The organism is Vitiosangium sp. GDMCC 1.1324, from assembly GCF_003044305.1.
Classification (GTDB): Bacteria; Myxococcota; Myxococcia; order Myxococcales; family Myxococcaceae; genus Archangium.
Map to the genome: position 1 here is coordinate 455792 of NZ_PZOX01000007.1, position 16408 is coordinate 472199.

The window sequence follows — 16408 nt, forward strand, 5'->3', positions numbered from 1 at the left end:
ACGTCATGTTCTCTTCTCGAGAGGAAGCCCGCGGGCCGGGCGCGTCGTCCGGACTCGTCTCGGTGGTCCGGCTCCCCCAGAGCTGGTTCATCCTCTGCGCCTCGCGAGAGCTGGGCCGCAAGCCGCTCGCGCGCATGCTGCAGGGCCAGCCGCTCGTCCTCTTCCGCACCGAGGGGGGCAAGCCCGCGGCGCTGGTGGACCGCTGCCCCCACCGCAACGTGCCCCTGTCCATGGGGCGCGTGGTGGGCGGCCAGCTCCAGTGCGGCTACCACGGCTGGCGTTTCGATGCCTCGGGCCAGTGCCGCGCCATTCCCGGACTGCTCGGCGAGCCCGGCGCCAAATCCCGCTGCGCCTCCTGGCATGCCACGCGCGAGCAGGATGGCTTCGTCTGGGTGTACTCCACCCCCGGCGTCGAGCCCACGCACGAGCCCTACCGCTTCCCCCTGCTGGACGCCCAGGGCTACAGCACCGTGCGCCGCGTCTTGCGCGCGAAGGGCTCGCTCCACTCCACGCTGGAGAACACGCTCGACGTGCCCCACACCGCCTTCCTCCACGGGGGCCTGTTCCGCACGGAGAAGAAGCGCAATGAGATCGAGGTCGTGGTGCGCCGGGGCGCGGATCGCGTGGAGGCCGAGTACATCGGCGAGCCCCGGCCGGAGGGGCTCGTGGGCAAGCTGCTGGCCCCGGGCGGCGGTGTGGTGCAGCACTTCGACCGCTTCCTGCTGCCGTCCCTCGCCCAGGTGGAGTACCGCATCGGCAATGACAGCCACCTGCTCGTCACCTCGGCGATGACGCCCGTGGATGACTGGGACACGTGGGTCTACGCGGTCGTCACCTTCCGCATGCCTCTGCCGCACTGGCTGGTGAAGCCGTTCCTCACCCCGGTGGCGCTGCACATCTTCAAGCAGGACGCCCGCGTGCTCGCGCGCCAGACGGAGACCATCCGCCGCTTCGGCTCGGAGACGTTCGCGTCCACCGAGGTGGACGTGCTGGGCCCGCCCATCCTCCGCCTGCTGCGCCAGGCCGAGCGCGAGAAGGTGCCCTCCTCGGCGGAGGTGCAGGAGACGCGGCTGAAGATGCAGGTGTGAACAGGGCGCCTGCGCGCCAGCGGACATTCCGGGACCTTCTGGGCTCACTGACTTTCCACCAGCGCACAGAAGCCCCGGGCGAGGCATGGCCGGGAGTTGGAGGGAGTTGTCACCCTTCGGTCATGCCCGCTGCGCTGACCACCGAGAAGCTCATCTTCGCCCAGTCCGTGGATGCTCTCTTCGTGCGAGCCCTGGGGCCGCACCTCACCCGGGAGGGGCGGCGCCGGTTGAAGGAGGCGGGGCTGGATTTGAACGAGCCCTTGCGGCCGGCCTACGCGCTCGAGCAGTGGAAGGCCTTCCTGCGCGTGGCGGCGAGCGATGTCTTTCCGGCGGCCTCGCCCCAGGAGGCGTGGTGCAGCCTGGGCGAGCGCTACCTGCAGGGGTTCCGGCAGACGGCGCAGGGGCGCGCGAGCATGTCGCTGGTGACGCGGCTGGGCCCCCGGCACACGCTGGAGCGCGTGCCGCACAACGTGCGCGCGGGCAACAACTTCAACGAGGTGCGGGTGGAGGAGCTGGGCACGCACGCGGCCATGCTGTGGATGAAGGACGTGGCCGCGGACAACCCCTTCTTCGCCTGTGGCTTCCTCGCCGAGACGCTGCGCGCGGCCGAGGCGGGTGACATCTCCGTGCACCCGGTGGCCTTCGACGGCACGGCGGCCACCTTCCGCCTCACCTGGACGCATGCCGCCACCCAGACCGCCGCCGTGGCGCTGACGCGGCGCTGAGGCGCTCAGGGCCTGGGGCTGCTAGCCCTCCCCCCGGGCCTCGTCCGGGTGGACGACGAGCGAGGTGTTCCTCGGATGGCGAGGATCCGAGGCCTCCAGGGAGGGCGCGCGGCCCGTCAGATCCTCCAGCACGCCCAGCACCCGGTGGTGGCGCTCGTCCTCGGTGCTCAAGCGGGCCCGCAGCGTGTGCCGCCGCTCCGTGCCGTTCGGGACGCGCACCCGGTATGACAGTGACACCTCGCTGGGGCTCGAGGCGCAGCGTGCGAGCCCCTCGGTCACCGCCTGCCGATCCTCCGGGTGCACCCGCGCGAGGAAGGCGTCCAGCGTCTCCTCGTGGGGCAGCGCCTTGAGCGCGAAGTGTGCCGAGGCTCCGCGTTCCCAGCGCAGGCGCCGCTCCGGCAACCGCAAGTCGAACAGCGTCATCGCCGCGGCCGACAGCGCCTCCAGCACCCGCGCCTCGTTCTGCCGCAGCGCCTCTTCCAGCAGCTTCAGGTCGGTGATGTCCCGGGAGATGCCGAAGAGGCCGAACACCACGCCCGCCTCGTCTCGCAGCACGCCCTTGGTGGACAGCCACACCCGTTTCACCGGCCCCGACTCGGACTCCTCGTAGGTGAAGGTCTGCCGGAAGGCGAGCACCTCCCGGTCATGGGAGCCGGCGGCCCGTGCCGCCTCGGGCGACCAGAGCTCCGCGTCGGTGCGGCCGATGATGGCCTCGGCGGGCCTGCCCATCAGGCGCGCCCCGGCCGCGTTGATGCGGGTGTACCGGCCCTGCATGTCCTTGGTGAAGATGGCGTCCGTGGCCCCTTGCAGCACCGCGTTGAAGAGGGCACTGGCGCGCCGTGCGGCCTCCGAGGTCCGGTGGTTCGCGGTGGCATCATGCAGGTAGACGAGCACCCCGCTGTCCGAAGGCACGGCCGTCCCCTCCAGGTAGAGGGTGTTGAAGCGCTCCTCGAAGTCCACCGGAGCGCCCGTGGCGAGCGCGCGCTGCACCTGGGTTCGCAGCACCGAGCCCGGCTCCTCGGCGTACTCCTGCCAGAGGCTGCGCCCCACGAGCAACTGGCGGCGCTTGCCCAGCAGCCGCTCCGAGGCCCGGTTGACGTAGATGAAGCGGCACTGCCGGTCGAGCGCGAGGAACGGGTCCGGCATGCACTCCACGAAGGAGAGCATCCGCTCCTCGAAGGCGGCCGTCTCGCTCACGAAGCGCTCGGTGTCCGTCACGTCCGACACCCACACCGCGAGCAGGCCGTCTTCCACGCGGACCGAGCGTGCCATCATCCGGCGTGCCGCCAGTCCCCGGCCCAGCGCGACCAGGTGCGTGCCGGGCGCGCCCGTGGCCAGCACCTGGCTCCATGCCCCCACCACCTCGACGAGCTCCGGCCGCCGCACCAACAGCCGCCGGCCCGTCAGGTTCTCCTCCAGCAGCACCTCGGCCGCTGGGTTCGCGTACTCGCAGACGAAGTCCTCGAGCGCAGCCTCCGTGCCCCCTACCGGGCGGAGCGCGAGGAATCCATCCGGGTTGAGCGCCTCGAGGGCGTAGCGGCTGCTCGGGGGGTGCATGGAGAGCTCCTCACCCGCTCAGGAAAGCACGGACTCTCCAGGCTTTTGACGGGGGGCCTCCCGTTCCGGTTCTCGAATGGGCGGGAGGTGACAGTCTCCTGCTGGCGGCTGTGCAGTGCGGTACGTGTGTCCAGCCTTTGCTCAAGGTGCGTGCAGTGACGCTGGACGGGAGGAGGGCGGTGCGGCCATGTAGAAGTGGATGCGCGTCACGGGCCGGTAGCCCATGCGCAGGTAGACGGGGTAGCCCGCCGGGGTGGCATGCAGCACCGTGCGTTGCAGCCCCTGGGTGCGGTGCGCCTCGGCGAGCGCCTGGCGGATGACGGCCTCGGCGCAACCGAGCCTGCGGTGCTCGTTGAGGGTCGCCACCAGTGCGACGTAGGCCACGCCGTCCACGGGGAGGATGGTCGCGCAGCTCGCGGCCTGCCCGTTGCGGTGCCCGACGTAGCCCACCCCCAGGCCCTTGCCCGCGAAGTAGGCCGGGACGTCGAGGGCCGTGCGCACCGCGTCGCGCGGAGCGTCGTAGGCCAGCGCGTTGATGTCCGCCACGTCATGCCGGCCCCGGGACTCCGTGGCTTGGCGGAGGTCGAGCGCTGGCAGGGGCCGGAGGGGCTCCACGAGCCGGTCGGTGACCATGCCGGTGGTGTCCATGCCGGTCTTCAGGCCGTAGGGGGCGAGCAGCTCGGCAGCACGGGCCCGGAGCCCCGGCGCCAGCCAGTCCTCGCACACGGCGAGCATCCACGCGTTCCCCCGGGGCTCGAAGTAGCGGGCCGCGGCGGCGGCGGCGCGCTGGAGCCCTTCCTCCGTCTCCAGTGGGGCGGGGAGGAAGGCCACGTTCAGCATGGGCCAGGTGACGTTGGACGAGGCGATGTGCACCTCGGGCAGGTCGAGCACTTCGCCGGTGGGGCTGTGCCGCGCGAAGAAGCGCCAGGCGCCGAGGAACTGCGTGTTGGATTCGAGGATTTCGTCGATGGGCATGTTGCGCTCCGGATTCGGGGAACGGCCATCCTACGGCCGCCCACTCCCTGGGCGGGCGTGTGCGTTGACGCTGTGCCTAAACCGGTGTTCAGTCTGAGGGAGAGCGCCATGGCACCCCAGATTGCCCTCGATTTCGTCACGTCCCAGGCAGTGCACCCGGCCCTCGAGCCGTTCCATCCGGTGGTGCAGCGGTGGTTCGCCGAGCGGCTCGGCGAGCCCTCGCGTCCCCAGGTGGAGGGCTGGCCCCTCATCCAGGCGCAGCACGACGTCCTCATCGCAGCGCCCACCGGCAGCGGCAAGACGCTCACCGCCTTCCTCGCGGCGCTGGACCGGCTCTTCCGCCTGGCGCTGGAGGGGCGGCTGCCGGACCAGACGCAGGTGCTGTACGTGTCGCCGCTGAAGGCGCTGGGCAACGACGTGCAGAAGAACCTGCTCCAGCCGTTGGAGGAGCTGCTGCAGCGGGCCCGTGCGGCCGGCTACGCGCCCCAGGAGCTGCGGGTGCAGGTGCGCACCGGAGACACCTCGGCGTCCGAGCGCTCGCAGATGGTGCGCCGGCCTCCGCACATCCTCATCACCACGCCGGAGTCCTTCTACCTCTACCTCACGGCGGACCGGGCCCGCGCCACCCTGCGCGGCGTGCGCACCGTCATCGTGGACGAAATCCACGCCCTGGCGCGCGACAAGCGGGGCAGCCACTTCGCGCTGTCGCTGGAGCGGATGAAGGCGCTCACCGAGGTGCGGCCGCAGCTCATCGGCCTGTCGGCGACGCAGAAGCCGCTGGATGCGATCGCCGCCTTCCTCACCGGGGAGCGGGCGGGGGAGTGCCGGATGGTGCAGGTGGGGCACCAGCGGCCGTGGGACTTGCGGGTGGAGATACCCGACGCGGAGCTGGGCTCGCTGTCGACGAACGAGATGTGGGGCCAGGTGTATGACCGGCTGGTGCAGCTGTCGGGCGAGCACCGCACGACGCTCGTCTTCGTGAACACGCGGAAGATGGCGGAGCGGGTGGCGCACGACCTGGGCGAGCGACTGGGGCCGGACAAGGTGGCGGCGCACCACGGGAGCATGTCGAGGGACATGCGGCTGTCGGCCGAGGAGCGGCTGAAGGCGGGGCAGCTGTCGGTGATGGTGGCGACGGCGTCGCTCGAGCTGGGCATCGACGTGGGGAACGTGGACCTGGTGGTGCAGCTGGGGACCACGCGCTCCATCGCGGTGCTGTTGCAGCGGGTGGGCCGTGCGGGCCACTACAAGGGTGGAATCTCGAAGGGCATCCTCATCGCGATGACGCGCGACGAGTTGATGGAGTGCGTCGCGCTGCTGAACGCGGTGCGCGAGGGGGACCTCGACGCGGTGCGGATTCCGGAGAAGCCGCTGGACGTGTTGGCACAGCAGGTGGTGGCGGCGTGCGCGTGCGAGGAGTGGGACGAGCGAGCGCTCTACAGCCTGCTGCGCCGGGCGTACCCGTACCGGGAGCTGACGTACGAGGAGTACGAGAAGGTGCTGGAGACGCTCTCGGAGGGCGTGTCGCTGCGGCGGGGGAGGGCGGGGGTTCACCTGCACCGAGACCGGGTGAACCAGCGGCTGAAGGCGCGGCGGGGCGTGAGGATTACAGCGCTCACCAACGGGGGAGCGATTCCAGACACCTTCACCTTCAACGTGGTGGCCGAGCCCGAGGGCAAGGTGGTGGGGACGCTGGACGAGGACTTCGCGGTGGAGTCGACGCCGGGAGACATCTTCCTGCTGGGCACGACGGCGTGGAGGATTCAGCGGGTGATGGGGGCGTCGGTGATGGTGGAGAACGCGCACGGGCAGCCGCCGACGGTGCCCTTCTGGCGAGGCGAGGCGCCGGGGCGCACGGACGAGCTGAGCGCGCACGTGGGCCGGCTGCGAGAGGAGCTCACCGAGCGAAAGGACGCGGCGCTCTTCCTGGAGAAGGAGCTGAAGGTGCCGCCGCCGGCAGTGGACGCGCTGCTGGCGTACCTGCGAGCGGGGCAGCAGGTGCTGGGCGTGGTGCCGAGCAACACCACCCTCGTGGCCGAGCGCTTCTTCGACGAGGCCGGGGGCATGCAGCTCATCCTGCACGCACCGTTCGGCAGCCGGGTCAACCGGGCGTGGGGCCTGGCACTGCGCAAGCGCTTCTGCCGCACCTTCGACTTCGAGCTGCAGGCGGCGGCGACCGAGGACGGGCTCTTGCTGTCGCTGGGCGAGCAGCACTCGTTCCCGCTGGAGGACATCTTCGAGTTCCTCAACCCGGAGAACGTGGAGGAGGTGCTGGTGCAGGCGGTGCTGCAGGTGCCGCTATTTGGCACGCGCTTCCGGTGGAACGCGACGCGGGCGCTGTCGCTGTCACGGTTCGCGGGAGGCAAGCGGGTGGCGCCGAACCTCCAGCGGGCGAGGAGCGAGGATCTGCTGGCGGCGGTGTTCCCGGCGCAGGTGGGGTGCCAGGACAACCATGGAGGGGCGGACGTCGAGCTGCCGGACCATCCGCTGGTGAAGCAGACGATGCAGGACTGCCTGCGCGAGGCGATGGACATCGATGGCCTGCGCGAGGTACTGAGGAGGATGAAGGACGGGCGCATCAAGCTGGTGGCGAGGGACGTGCCCGAGCCGAGCGTGTTCGCGCACCAGATGGTGAACAGCCAGCCGTACACGTTCCTGGATGACGCTCCGGCGGAGGAGCGGCGGGTGCGCAACGTGGTGCTGCGCCGGACGCTGCCGGCGGAGGACGCTGCATCGTTCGGAGCGCTGGACGCGGAGGCCATCCAGCAGGTGGTGCGGGACGCGGCGCCGCCGATGCGGGACGAGGACGAGCTGCACGACGCGCTGCTGCAACTGGTGCTGATGCCCGAGGAGGACGTACCCCAGCGTTTCGTCTCGAGCCTGATGGCCCAGCGGCGGGTGGCGTGGCTGGAGACAGGCACGAAGCGGTTCCTCGTTCCCGCCGAGCGCCTGAGTGCGATTCGCGCGCTGTTCCCCGAAACGCCCCTGCAACCGGAGCTGCAACCGCTGCCGGGAGACCGGCCGGTGGAGAGGGACGCGGCGGTATCGCAGGTGGTGCGAGGGTGGATGGAGCTGCTGGGCCCGACGACGGCGGCGGAGCTGGCGGAGCGCACGGCGCTGGACGAGTCCGAGGTGAACCTGTCGCTGCACCAGTTGGAGGCGACGGGAGGAATCCTGAGAGGCCGCTTCCGTCCGGATTCGACCCCGGGAGTGGTGGAGTGGTGCGATCGGCGCCTCCTGCAGCGAATCCACCGGCTGACGGTGGGCCGCCTGCGCAAGGAGATAGAGCCGCTCAGTGCCCAGGACTTCATGCGCTTCCTGTTCCGGTGGCACCACCTGGAGGAACTGGACGCGCTGCGAGGCTCCACGGGGCTGTCGAAGGCCATCAGCCTGTTGCAGGGGTACGAGGCGCCCGCGTCCGCGTGGGAGCGCTACCTGCTGCCCGCGCGGATGAAGGGCTACCTGGGAGACCTGCTGGAGAAGGCCTGCTACTCGGGCGAGGTGGCCTGGGGCCGGCTGACCCAGAAGGACGCGAAGCCGGTGCCCGGCCCGCGCCGGGGAGCCCCCGTGACGCCGCCCGAGCCCGAGGCGCCGCGCTCCCGGGCCGCGACGCCCAACCGCAACGCGAGCCTGACCTTCGTGCGCCGCGAGGACCTGGACTGGATGCTCTCGGCGGCGAGACCGAACGCGGTGCTGGCGGACGGAGGCGTCTGGGTGCCACCGGACCTGTCCGGGCCGGCGAAGGACGTGGTGACGGTGCTGGAGCAGCGGGGCGCATGCTTCTTCAATGACCTGTGCTCGCGCTCACGTCGGCTGCCCGCGGAGGTGGAGGACGCACTGTGGGAGTTGGTGGCGCGGGGATTGGTGACAGCGGACGCGGTGCAGAATCTGCGAGTGCTGCAGAGCCCGGCACAGCGCAAGCGCCAGAAGCTGTTGCAGCGAGGAGGCCCGGGCCGCTGGAGCCTGTTGGTGCCCTCGGAGCCCAAGGGCGAGGACGAGGTGCGTGAATCCCTCGCACGGCTGTTCCTCCAGCGCTACGGCATCGTTTGGCGCGACCTGGTGATGCGTGAGTCGCTGGCCCCGTCGTGGCGCGAGCTGCTGTACGTCTATCGTCGAATGGAGGCGCGAGGAGAGATTCGCGGAGGCCGTTTCGTGGCGGGCTTCGTGGGAGAGCAGTTCGCACTCCCGGAGGCGGTGGATGTGGCGCGAGCGGTGCGGAGGCAGGCACCCTCGGGAGTGCGAGTGCAGCTCTCGGCGGTGGATCCACTGAACCTGACGGGAGTGGTGACACCGGGCCCGCGAGTGGCGGCGACGGTGGGCAACGTCGTCACGTACGTAGACGGAGTGCCGCAGGGCTTCGACGCACAGGGAGACGACGAAGAAGCAGAGGGCGAGGACGGAACGGGTGAGACAGCGCAGACCAACTGAGTCCCAAGATAGGTCTGAACGTTGGAGGACCCAGCCCTCCCCTTCGGGGAGGAAGAGGAGGGCCGAGCGGAATTCACTACCGGCACGAGTGCGTCAAGGAAGGACCGAGATGCTCGCGCCCACCTGGGTGTTGTTGTCGATGAAGAACTCGCGCTCGCTGGGGCCTAGGTCCGCGGCGGCGCCCAGGTAGTACGTCCCCGCGGGGAGCCATGACTGGCCCGGCATCGTCATCGTCTGGCATTGGCCCGGAGCAAGGGAGTCGGTGTTGGCCCAGCCAATGCTGAAATCCGAGTTCGAGCGGAACGGCTCAGCCGGGGTGATGACCGAATCATACGACAGGTACAGCGTCACGTAGGTGCTGGCCGTTACCGTCCCCTGGTTGCACACCGTGACGGTGGCGGAGAACTGCTGATTGGACTGCACGCTCGCGGGACCCGTCACCGACGTCACCACGAGGTCCGGCTTGTAGCCCACCCCGATGCGGTTGCCCACCCGGGTCTTGTTGTCCAGGGAGGACTCGCGCTCGCTGGGGCCCATGTCCACGGCGGCACCCAGGTAGTACGTCCCCTCTGGGAGCCACGACAGGCCCTGCCCCGTGATCGTCAGCGTCTGGCATTGGCCTGGAGCAAGGGTGTCGGTGTTGGCCCAGCCAATGCTGAAATCCGGGGTCGAGCTGAACGGCTCAATCGGGGTGATGACCGAATCATACGACAGGTACAGCGTCGCGCCGGTGCTGCCCGTTACGGTCCCCTGGTTGCACACCGTGACGGTGGTGGAGAACTGCTGATTGGGCTGCACGCTCGCGGGCCCCGTCACCGATGTCACCACGAGGTCCGACTTGTAGCCCACCCCGATGCGGTTGCCCACCCGGGTCTTGTTGTCCAGGGAGGACTCGCGCTCTCTGGGACCTATGTCCACGGCGGCACCCAGGTAGTATGACCCCTCTGGGAGCCATGATTGCCCCGTGATCGTCAGCGTCTGGCATTGGCCTGGAGCAAGGGAGTCGGTGTTGGCCCAGCCAATGCTGAAATCCGGGGTCGAGCTGAACGGCTCAACCGGGGTGATGACCGAATCATACGACAGGTACAGCGCCACGTTGGTGCCGTCCGTTACCGTCCCCTGGTTGCACACCGTGACGGTGGCGGGGAACTGCTGACCGGGCAGCACGTTCGCAGGCCCCGTCACCGACGTCACCACGAGGTCCGACTTGTTGCCCACCCCGATGCGGTTGCCCACCCGGGTGTTGTTGTCCTCGAGGAGCTCGTTGTCGTCGGAGTATGGGTCCACGGAGGCGCCCAGGTAGTACGACCCCTCCGGGCGCCATGACACGTCCAGCCCCGTCATCGTCAGCGTCTGGCATTGGTCTGGAGCAAGGGGGGCGGTGTTGGCCCAGCCAATGTTGAAATCCGGGGCCGAGTCGTACGGGGTGATGACCGCATCCTGCGACAGGTACAGCCTCACCTCGGTGCTGCCCGTTACCGTCCCTTGGTTGCACACCGTGGCGGTGGCGGAGAACTGCTGACTGGGATTCACGTTCGTGGGCCCCGTCACCGACGTCACCACGAAGTCCGGCTTGTCGCCTATCCCGATACGGTTGCCTACCCGGGTGTTGTTGTCCTCGAAGAGCTCGGGGGTGCCGTTGGACGGATCCGTGGCGGCTCCCAGGTAGAACGTCCCCTGCGTATTCGCTCCGAACGGCATCCTCACCGTCCGACACTGGCCCGGGTTGAGGTAGCCGATGTACATGTTCCCCACGACGACGTCCGAGGCGGGGGAGGGAGGCACCGACGGCGTGATGATTTCATCCGCCGACAGGTACAGCTCCACATCATCGGCGCTGCCCCACCGCGTGCCCTGGTTGCAGACCTCCACCGAGGCGAAGCTCACCTCGCCTGGTCTCATGCTCGTGGGCCCCGTCACCGACGTCACCACGAAGTCCGGCTGGTCGCCCACCCCGATACGGTTGCCTACCCGGGTGTTGTTGTCGTCGATGAGCTCGGGGATGCCGTTGGAGGGATCCACGACGGCACCCAGGTAGAACGTCCCCTGCGTATTCGCTCTGAACGACGTCCTCACCGTCCGACACTGGCCCGGGTTGAGGTAGCCGATGTACATGTTCACCACGACAACGTCCGAGGCAGGGGAGGGAGGCACCGACGGCGTGATGATTTCATCCGCCGACAGGTACAGCTCCACATCGGCGCTGCCCCACTGCGTGCCCTGGTTGCAGACCTCCACCGAGGCGGTGCTCACATCGCCCGGCCTCATGCTCGTGGGCCCCGTCACCGACGTCACCACGAAGTCCGGCTGGTCGCCCACCCCGATGCGGTTGCCTACCCGGGTGTTGTTGTCGTCGATGAGCTCGGGGATGCTGTTGGAGGGATCCACGACGGCACCCAGGTAGAACGTCCCCTGCGTATTCGCTCTGAACGGCGTCCTCACCGTCCGACACTGGCCCGGGTTGAGGTAGCCGATGTACATGTTCACCACGACGACGTCCGAGGCAGGGGAGGGAGGCACCGACGGCGTGATGATTTCATCCGCCGACAGGTACAGCTCCACATCGGCGCTGCCCCACTGCGTGCCCTGGTTGCAGACCTCCACCGAGGCGGTGCTCACATCGCCCGGCCTCATGCTCGTGGGCCCCGTCACCGACGTCACCACGAAGTCCGGCTGGTCGCCCACCCCGATGCGATTGCCCACCTGGAGGTTGTTGTTCTCGTTCGACTCGATGGTGGTGTTGGACGGGTCCACGCCAGCACCCAGGTAATACGTCCCCTCCGTGGACAACCAGAGCCGCACGTTGCGCGTCTGGCACTGACCGGGGGAGAGGTAGCCGATGTACATGTGCCCCACGACGAGGTCCGAGGCGGGGGAGGGCGGCACTGGCGGTGTGATGACTCCATCGGCCGACAGGTACAGGTCCACATCGGTGTTGCCCTCCTGCGTCCCCTGGTTGCAGACCTCCACCGAGACGGTGATGTCCCCGCCCTGCCTCACGCTCGGGGGCCCCTTCACCGACGTCACCACGAAGTCTGGCCCGGAGCTCACGGCCTGTCCCGCCGTCTGGAAGGCCGCTCCCTCGGGCGTCCTGGGGCCTTCACCGCACGCGGCCGCGGTCATCCACACCGCGAGTCCCGTGACACATCTGAGAACTGCCCTTCGTTGATTCATGCGCTCTTCCTCGGAGCAAAACGCCAGCTCGGCGTTGTCCAAGGGAGCGGGAAGACGTGAAAGTGCCTCCAGAATTCAACGTCCGAGACTTTTTCGTCCGTTCGAGATGAGCTTTCTGAGTCCAAGATAGGTCTGTCGTCTCCGCCAAAAGGAAGTCCGCATGAAGGGTCTTGCCCTCTGCCTGGGCCTGCTGCTTACGTTCTCGGCCTCGGCGAGCTCCCTCGACGTTGCCCTGTGCAGGACAACGTCCCTGCCCGTGGCTCGGATGGAGAGCCAGGAGAAGCTGTGTCGCTCGTTCGCGCGAGCGCTTGCGGCTCTACCGGCGACGATGACGGACGATGCCCGGGTTCTGCTGACTCCTGAGAACCTCGCATTGATGGGCACGCTGACGACCGCATGGCTGGGGTCACAAGGAGTTCCAGTCGTGGGTGAAGTGGTGGACGCCGCGCTCCTGGTGCTCGGGGTGTCGCTGCTGGCCGGTCAGGCCGAGGAGCTCGTCCACTTCCTGTGGACCTACGCGAACCTGGCCATGACAGCGCGGAGCACGGTCGAGCTCGACACCGCGGCCACCTCTCTGGCCCGAGCCCTGTCGCTGGTAGGCATCAACGTCGTGGCCTTCATCCTGACGAAGAAGGCCATGGCGAAGGCCCCCCGTGGCCCCCCGTCGCCGCCCAGGGAATTCGCATTGCCCCAAGGGGGCGTCGCCGCGGCGACGGCGATGGAGTGGGCATCACCTTCGGCGTCTGACATGGTTCCCGCGGTTCTGATGGCGGGAGGCGCGGGCAGCGGACGTAAGCCCCCCGAGCAGGAGCGCCGTCCGGCGAAGAAGCCGGATCCAGCCGCCTTCGAGAAGTGGATCCGGCAAGCCGAGCGAAAGCCGGCCATCGAAATGCCGGAGCCAGCTGCTGGCTTCCAAAAAAGGCATGCGGGAGCGGAGGAGATTCTGGTCGAGGGGGGAGGAAAGCAGATCTGGGCGGATGGCGCCCGAGCTAGCGATGCTCACCTGCTCGAGACCAAGTATATCGAGAAGCCTGGGACGAGCCCCTTTATCGAGGGATCTGCGTGTGATGCAGACATCAGGCAGATCATCCGAACGAAAGAGGTGAAGGAGTTCACCCGGTATGCAGCGGTCATCTTGGATCCTGTCACCCCAGCCGTAGGGCTCGAAGTGATTGTCAATGATGCCCGCGCTCTTCCTTATTTCCAAGCGCTGATGCGCGAGCTTGGGATACCCGGCCGGGTCGTACTCAAGCAGTGAGAAGGAGATTCAGGATGAATTATTTCATCATCGTCAAGACAGGGTGGACCTTTGCTGCTCAGGAGTTCTCGGCGCAACTGCGCGAGCGTTGGCCGATCGCCCAGATCGATGAGATTCAAGACCCTGACGACAGTGAGGTATTGGAGTTCAAGTTGCCGATGGAGAAGTCAAGAATCTATGGCTCGCTCAACAGAGAGGGAAATGCCGTCATCTTTGTGGGTGGGTTCCAGGACTGCTCCAGGTTCGCACAATGGTGCCGCTCGCTCATTCCGCCGACCGAGAAGGTGGTCTTCTGTGACGAATCGATGAGCATCAACTTCGTGCTGGAACCGAGCATGACGCCAGAGGAAATAGTTCAAGCCGCTCGCTCTTCATGACTCATGAGGTGTCGATGTGCTCGTCATTGAGGAGAGGCTTGCGCATGGCCACAGAGGTAAACATGCCAGCACTACTTCTCGCACCACTCAGCGTACAATCCCCTCTCTTGCTCGCCTGCTAAAATGAGGGGATGGCTCAGGGGCGCGCCTGCTGGACGGTCCACGAAGGTCGTGCTACTCGTCCTGACGCGCTCTAGAGCGAATCCAAAAAAGGAGAAACAAGATGCGCAAGACCATGCTCATGGCTGTCTTTGTCGTGCCTTTTGCCGTGCAGGGGTCGGGCTGCTCCGAGGCCAAGGCCGAGGAGTCCTGGACGCTGACCACCATCGCCGATGCCCGCAGCGGCATCGCCTCGCCGGTGGACCTGGGGGCGCCGGGGGACTCGCCGGGCGACATGTTCGTGTTTGACCAGCCGCTGTTGGACGAAGCGAAGCAGACCATTGGGTCGAACAGCGGTTACTGCGTCCGGACGCTGCCCGGCCAGTTCAGTGAGTGCCAGTGGACGCTCACGATGGCTGACGGCACCATCACCGTCGCGGGCCGGGAGGCCGAGAATGGCACTTCCTACATTCCGGTCATCGGTGGCACGGGCACCTATCTGGGGGTGAGCGGAGTGCTGGCCACCACTCCCAACGGAGACAGGACGTTCACCCAGGTGCTTACGCTGCTGAAGGCGAAGTAGTAGCGGAGGTGGCACAGCAGAGGAGGCGAGGGGCGGTCTCCATCCCCACGCCTCCCCATTACCGCCGGGCGCTTACTTCACGCGCCCGTCCGTCCAGGCCTGCAGGAGCTGCTCATAGGGCACGGTCTCGCCCTTGGGCTTCTCGTTGGCCAGCTTCGGGTGCGGAGCGCCCGGCGCGTCGAGCCAGAACTTCGCCTCCTTCACCGGGTTGAGCTTCGGCGGGCAGTTCTGCATGCCCGCGCGCTCCAGCCGCCCCAGCACGTCGTCCATCTGCTCGGCCAGCGAGTCCATGGCCTGCTGCGGCGTCTTCTCGCCCTCGACGGCCAGGCTGATGTTCTGCCACCACAGCTGCGCCAGCTTCGGGTAGTCCGGCACGTTGGTGCCCGTGGGCGTCCACGCCACGCGCGCAGGGCTCCGGTAGAACTCCACCAGGCCGCCCAGCTTCGGGGCAATCTTCGTCACGTGCTCGGAGCGGATGTCCGAGTCACGAATGGGCGTCAGTCCCACCATGAACTTCTTGAGCGACGTGCTCTTGGCCACCGTGAACTGCGCGTACAGCCACGCGGCCTTGCGGCGCTCCAGCGGGGTGCTCTTGAGCATCGTCCACGAGCCCGTGTCCTGGTAGCCCAGCTTCGTGCCCTCCTCCCAGTACGGGCCGTGCGGCGAGGGCGCCATGCGCCACTTCGGCGTCCCGTCCGCGTTCACCACCGACAGGCCCTCCTTCGTCAGCGGCGCCGTGAAGGCCGTGTACCAGAAGATCTGCTGCGCCACGTTGCCCTGGCCCGGCACCGGGCCCGCCTCGGAGAACGTCATGCCCGCGGCCTGGGGCGGCGCGTACTTCTTCAGCCATTCAATGTACTTGGTCAGCGCGTACACCGCGGCCGGGCCGTTCGCCTCGCCGCCGCGCGCCACCGTGGCGCCCGCCGGGTTGCAGCCCTCCACGCGGATGCCCCACTCGTCCACCGGCTTACCGTTGGGCAGGCCCTTGTCGCCCACGCCCGCCATGGACAGCCACGCGTCCGTGAAGCGCCACCCCAGCGACGGGTCCTTCTTCCCGTAGTCCATGTGGCCGTACACCCGGACGCCGTCGATCTCCTTCACGTCGTTGGTGAAGAACTCGGCGATGTCCTCGTAGGCCGACCAGTTCACCGGCACGCCCAGCTCGTAGCCGTACTTCTTCTTGAAGCGCTCCTTCAGGTCCGCCCGGCTGAACCAGTCCGCGCGGAACCAGTACAGGTTGGCGAACTGCTGGTCCGGGAGCTGATACATCTTCCCGTCCGGGCCGGTGACGAAGCTCTTGCCCATGAAGTCGTCGATGTCGAGCGTGGGCAGCGTCACGTCCTTGCCCTCGCCCGCCATGAAGTCCGACAGCGGCACCACGTGCCCATAGCGCACGTGCGTGCCAATCAGATCGCTGTCATTCACATACATGTCATAGATGCTGCGGCCCGACTGCATCTGGGTCTGCAGCTTCTCGATGACATCGCCTTCCTGGATGATGTCGTGCTTGACCTTGATGCCGGTAATCTCCTCGAAGGCCTTCGCCAGCGTCTTGGACTCATAGACGTGGGTGTCGATGCTCTCCGAGACCACGTTGATCGTCGTCCCGCGGTAGGGGGCGGCGGCCTCGCGGAACCACTTCATCTCCGCGAGTTGTTGCTCCCGGGTGAGGGTGCTCGGCTGAAACTCCTGGTCCACCCACTTCTCGGCGGCCTTCTCCAGCGCGGCGACGTCTACCTGCTGGGGCTGCGCGGCGGCGGCGGGCTTCGCGGCCTCCTCGGGTTTGGACTCCTTCTTACATCCGGCGGCGGGAACCGCCATGGCAAGTGCCAGCGTCCATCTCAATGCGGTTTTCAATGGTCTACCCCCAGCGTGCAATGACAACCATGAACAGCAACGACACACCTACGGCCAACCAGATCGACGCATCCGTCAGGCCCACCCATGCGAGGTGGATGAACGCGCTGCCCAGCAGTCCGACGAAGAGGCGGTCTCCGCGGGTGGTGCTCATGGGCAGCAGGCCCTTGCGAGGCAGGGAAGGGGCGCGCGTTCCCCAGACGGTGTAGGCCAGCAGCAGCAGCGCGATGACCACGAAGAAGGCCGCGGTCGGCGCCGTCCAGGCCATCCATTCCAAATCCATGGTG

Annotated in this window: 11 protein-coding genes; 6 read left to right on the forward strand and 5 right to left on the reverse strand. The window is 67.8% G+C overall.

What is annotated here, in order from left to right; all coding sequences use genetic code 11:
* Nucleotides 1-5 precede the first annotated feature (5 nt).
* Nucleotides 6-1088 carry an aromatic ring-hydroxylating dioxygenase subunit alpha gene (locus DAT35_RS22945; RefSeq protein ID WP_108069238.1) on the forward strand — a complete coding sequence of 361 codons (1083 nt, stop codon included), beginning with the start codon at nt 6-8 and terminating at the stop codon, nt 1086-1088.
* Between the two features lie 122 nt (nt 1089-1210).
* Nucleotides 1211-1813 carry a DUF2378 family protein gene (locus tag DAT35_RS22950; RefSeq protein WP_199242969.1) on the forward strand — a complete coding sequence of 201 codons (603 nt, stop codon included), beginning with the start codon at nt 1211-1213 and terminating at the stop codon, nt 1811-1813.
* Nucleotides 1814-1834: 21 nt separating this feature from the next.
* Here DAT35_RS22950 and DAT35_RS22955 read toward each other — a convergent pair whose 3' ends face one another.
* Nucleotides 1835-3370 (reverse strand): PAS domain-containing protein, encoded by a 1536-nt coding sequence (locus DAT35_RS22955; protein WP_108069239.1) that lies wholly within the window; start codon nt 3368-3370, stop codon nt 1835-1837.
* 141 nt (nt 3371-3511) lie between these two features.
* Nucleotides 3512-4345: a GNAT family N-acetyltransferase gene (locus DAT35_RS22960; protein WP_108069240.1), complete on the reverse strand. Its 834-nt coding sequence runs from the start codon at nt 4343-4345 to the stop codon at nt 3512-3514.
* A 108-nt stretch (nt 4346-4453) separates the two neighbouring features.
* On the opposite strand from DAT35_RS22960, the gene DAT35_RS22965 reads away from it, so the two are divergent.
* On the forward strand, nt 4454-8773 hold the full coding sequence (locus tag DAT35_RS22965; protein WP_108069241.1) for a DEAD/DEAH box helicase: 4320 nt from the start codon (nt 4454-4456) through the stop codon (nt 8771-8773).
* Between the two features lie 93 nt (nt 8774-8866).
* Here the strand turns inward: DAT35_RS22965 and DAT35_RS22970 are convergent, their stop codons facing one another.
* The gene (locus DAT35_RS22970; protein WP_146209838.1) at nt 8867-11947 is read right to left on the reverse strand and encodes a CARDB domain-containing protein; all 3081 of its coding nucleotides are present in this window, start codon (nt 11945-11947) and stop codon (nt 8867-8869) included.
* Between the two features lie 160 nt (nt 11948-12107).
* Between DAT35_RS22970 and DAT35_RS22975 the strand changes: the two genes are divergently transcribed.
* From DAT35_RS22975 to DAT35_RS22985, 3 genes are all read left to right on the forward strand, one after another.
* The gene (locus DAT35_RS22975; protein WP_108069243.1) at nt 12108-13205 is read left to right on the forward strand and encodes a restriction endonuclease fold toxin-2 domain-containing protein; all 1098 of its coding nucleotides are present in this window, start codon (nt 12108-12110) and stop codon (nt 13203-13205) included.
* A 14-nt stretch (nt 13206-13219) separates the two neighbouring features.
* Nucleotides 13220-13582, forward strand: a complete 363-nt coding sequence (locus DAT35_RS22980) for a hypothetical protein (RefSeq protein ID WP_108069244.1) — start codon at nt 13220-13222, stop codon at nt 13580-13582.
* 223 nt (nt 13583-13805) lie between these two features.
* A complete protein-coding gene (locus DAT35_RS22985) occupies nt 13806-14264 on the forward strand; it encodes a dirigent protein (RefSeq protein WP_233261649.1) in 459 nt (152 codons plus the stop codon).
* 72 nt (nt 14265-14336) lie between these two features.
* Here DAT35_RS22985 and DAT35_RS22990 read toward each other — a convergent pair whose 3' ends face one another.
* Both DAT35_RS22990 and DAT35_RS22995 read right to left on the reverse strand, forming a co-directional pair.
* On the reverse strand, nt 14337-16085 hold the full coding sequence (locus tag DAT35_RS22990; RefSeq protein WP_108069245.1) for an ABC transporter substrate-binding protein: 1749 nt from the start codon (nt 16083-16085) through the stop codon (nt 14337-14339).
* A gap of 40 nt (nt 16086-16125) precedes the next feature.
* Nucleotides 16126-16404 carry a DUF2160 domain-containing protein gene (locus DAT35_RS22995; RefSeq protein WP_108069246.1) on the reverse strand — a complete coding sequence of 93 codons (279 nt, stop codon included), beginning with the start codon at nt 16402-16404 and terminating at the stop codon, nt 16126-16128.
* Nucleotides 16405-16408: the final 4 nt, after the last annotated feature.

Excerpts from the sequence above, each read along its gene's own strand:
- DAT35_RS22945 (WP_108069238.1), top strand. The coding sequence starts at position 6 with ATGTTCTCTTCTCGAGAGGAAGCCCGCGGGCCGGGCGCGTCGTCCGGA.
- DAT35_RS22950 (WP_199242969.1), top strand. The coding sequence starts at position 1,211 with ATGCCCGCTGCGCTGACCACCGAGAAGCTCATCTTCGCCCAGTCCGTG.
- DAT35_RS22955 (WP_108069239.1), bottom strand. The coding sequence starts at position 3,370 with ATGCACCCCCCGAGCAGCCGCTACGCCCTCGAGGCGCTCAACCCGGAT.
- DAT35_RS22960 (WP_108069240.1), bottom strand. The coding sequence starts at position 4,345 with ATGCCCATCGACGAAATCCTCGAATCCAACACGCAGTTCCTCGGCGCC.
- DAT35_RS22965 (WP_108069241.1), top strand. The coding sequence starts at position 4,454 with ATGGCACCCCAGATTGCCCTCGATTTCGTCACGTCCCAGGCAGTGCAC.
- DAT35_RS22970 (WP_146209838.1), bottom strand. The coding sequence starts at position 11,947 with ATGAATCAACGAAGGGCAGTTCTCAGATGTGTCACGGGACTCGCGGTG.
- DAT35_RS22975 (WP_108069243.1), top strand. The coding sequence starts at position 12,108 with ATGAAGGGTCTTGCCCTCTGCCTGGGCCTGCTGCTTACGTTCTCGGCC.
- DAT35_RS22980 (WP_108069244.1), top strand. The coding sequence starts at position 13,220 with ATGAATTATTTCATCATCGTCAAGACAGGGTGGACCTTTGCTGCTCAG.
- DAT35_RS22985 (WP_233261649.1), top strand. The coding sequence starts at position 13,806 with ATGCGCAAGACCATGCTCATGGCTGTCTTTGTCGTGCCTTTTGCCGTG.
- DAT35_RS22990 (WP_108069245.1), bottom strand. The coding sequence starts at position 16,085 with ATGGCGGTTCCCGCCGCCGGATGTAAGAAGGAGTCCAAACCCGAGGAG.
- DAT35_RS22995 (WP_108069246.1), bottom strand. The coding sequence starts at position 16,404 with ATGGATTTGGAATGGATGGCCTGGACGGCGCCGACCGCGGCCTTCTTC.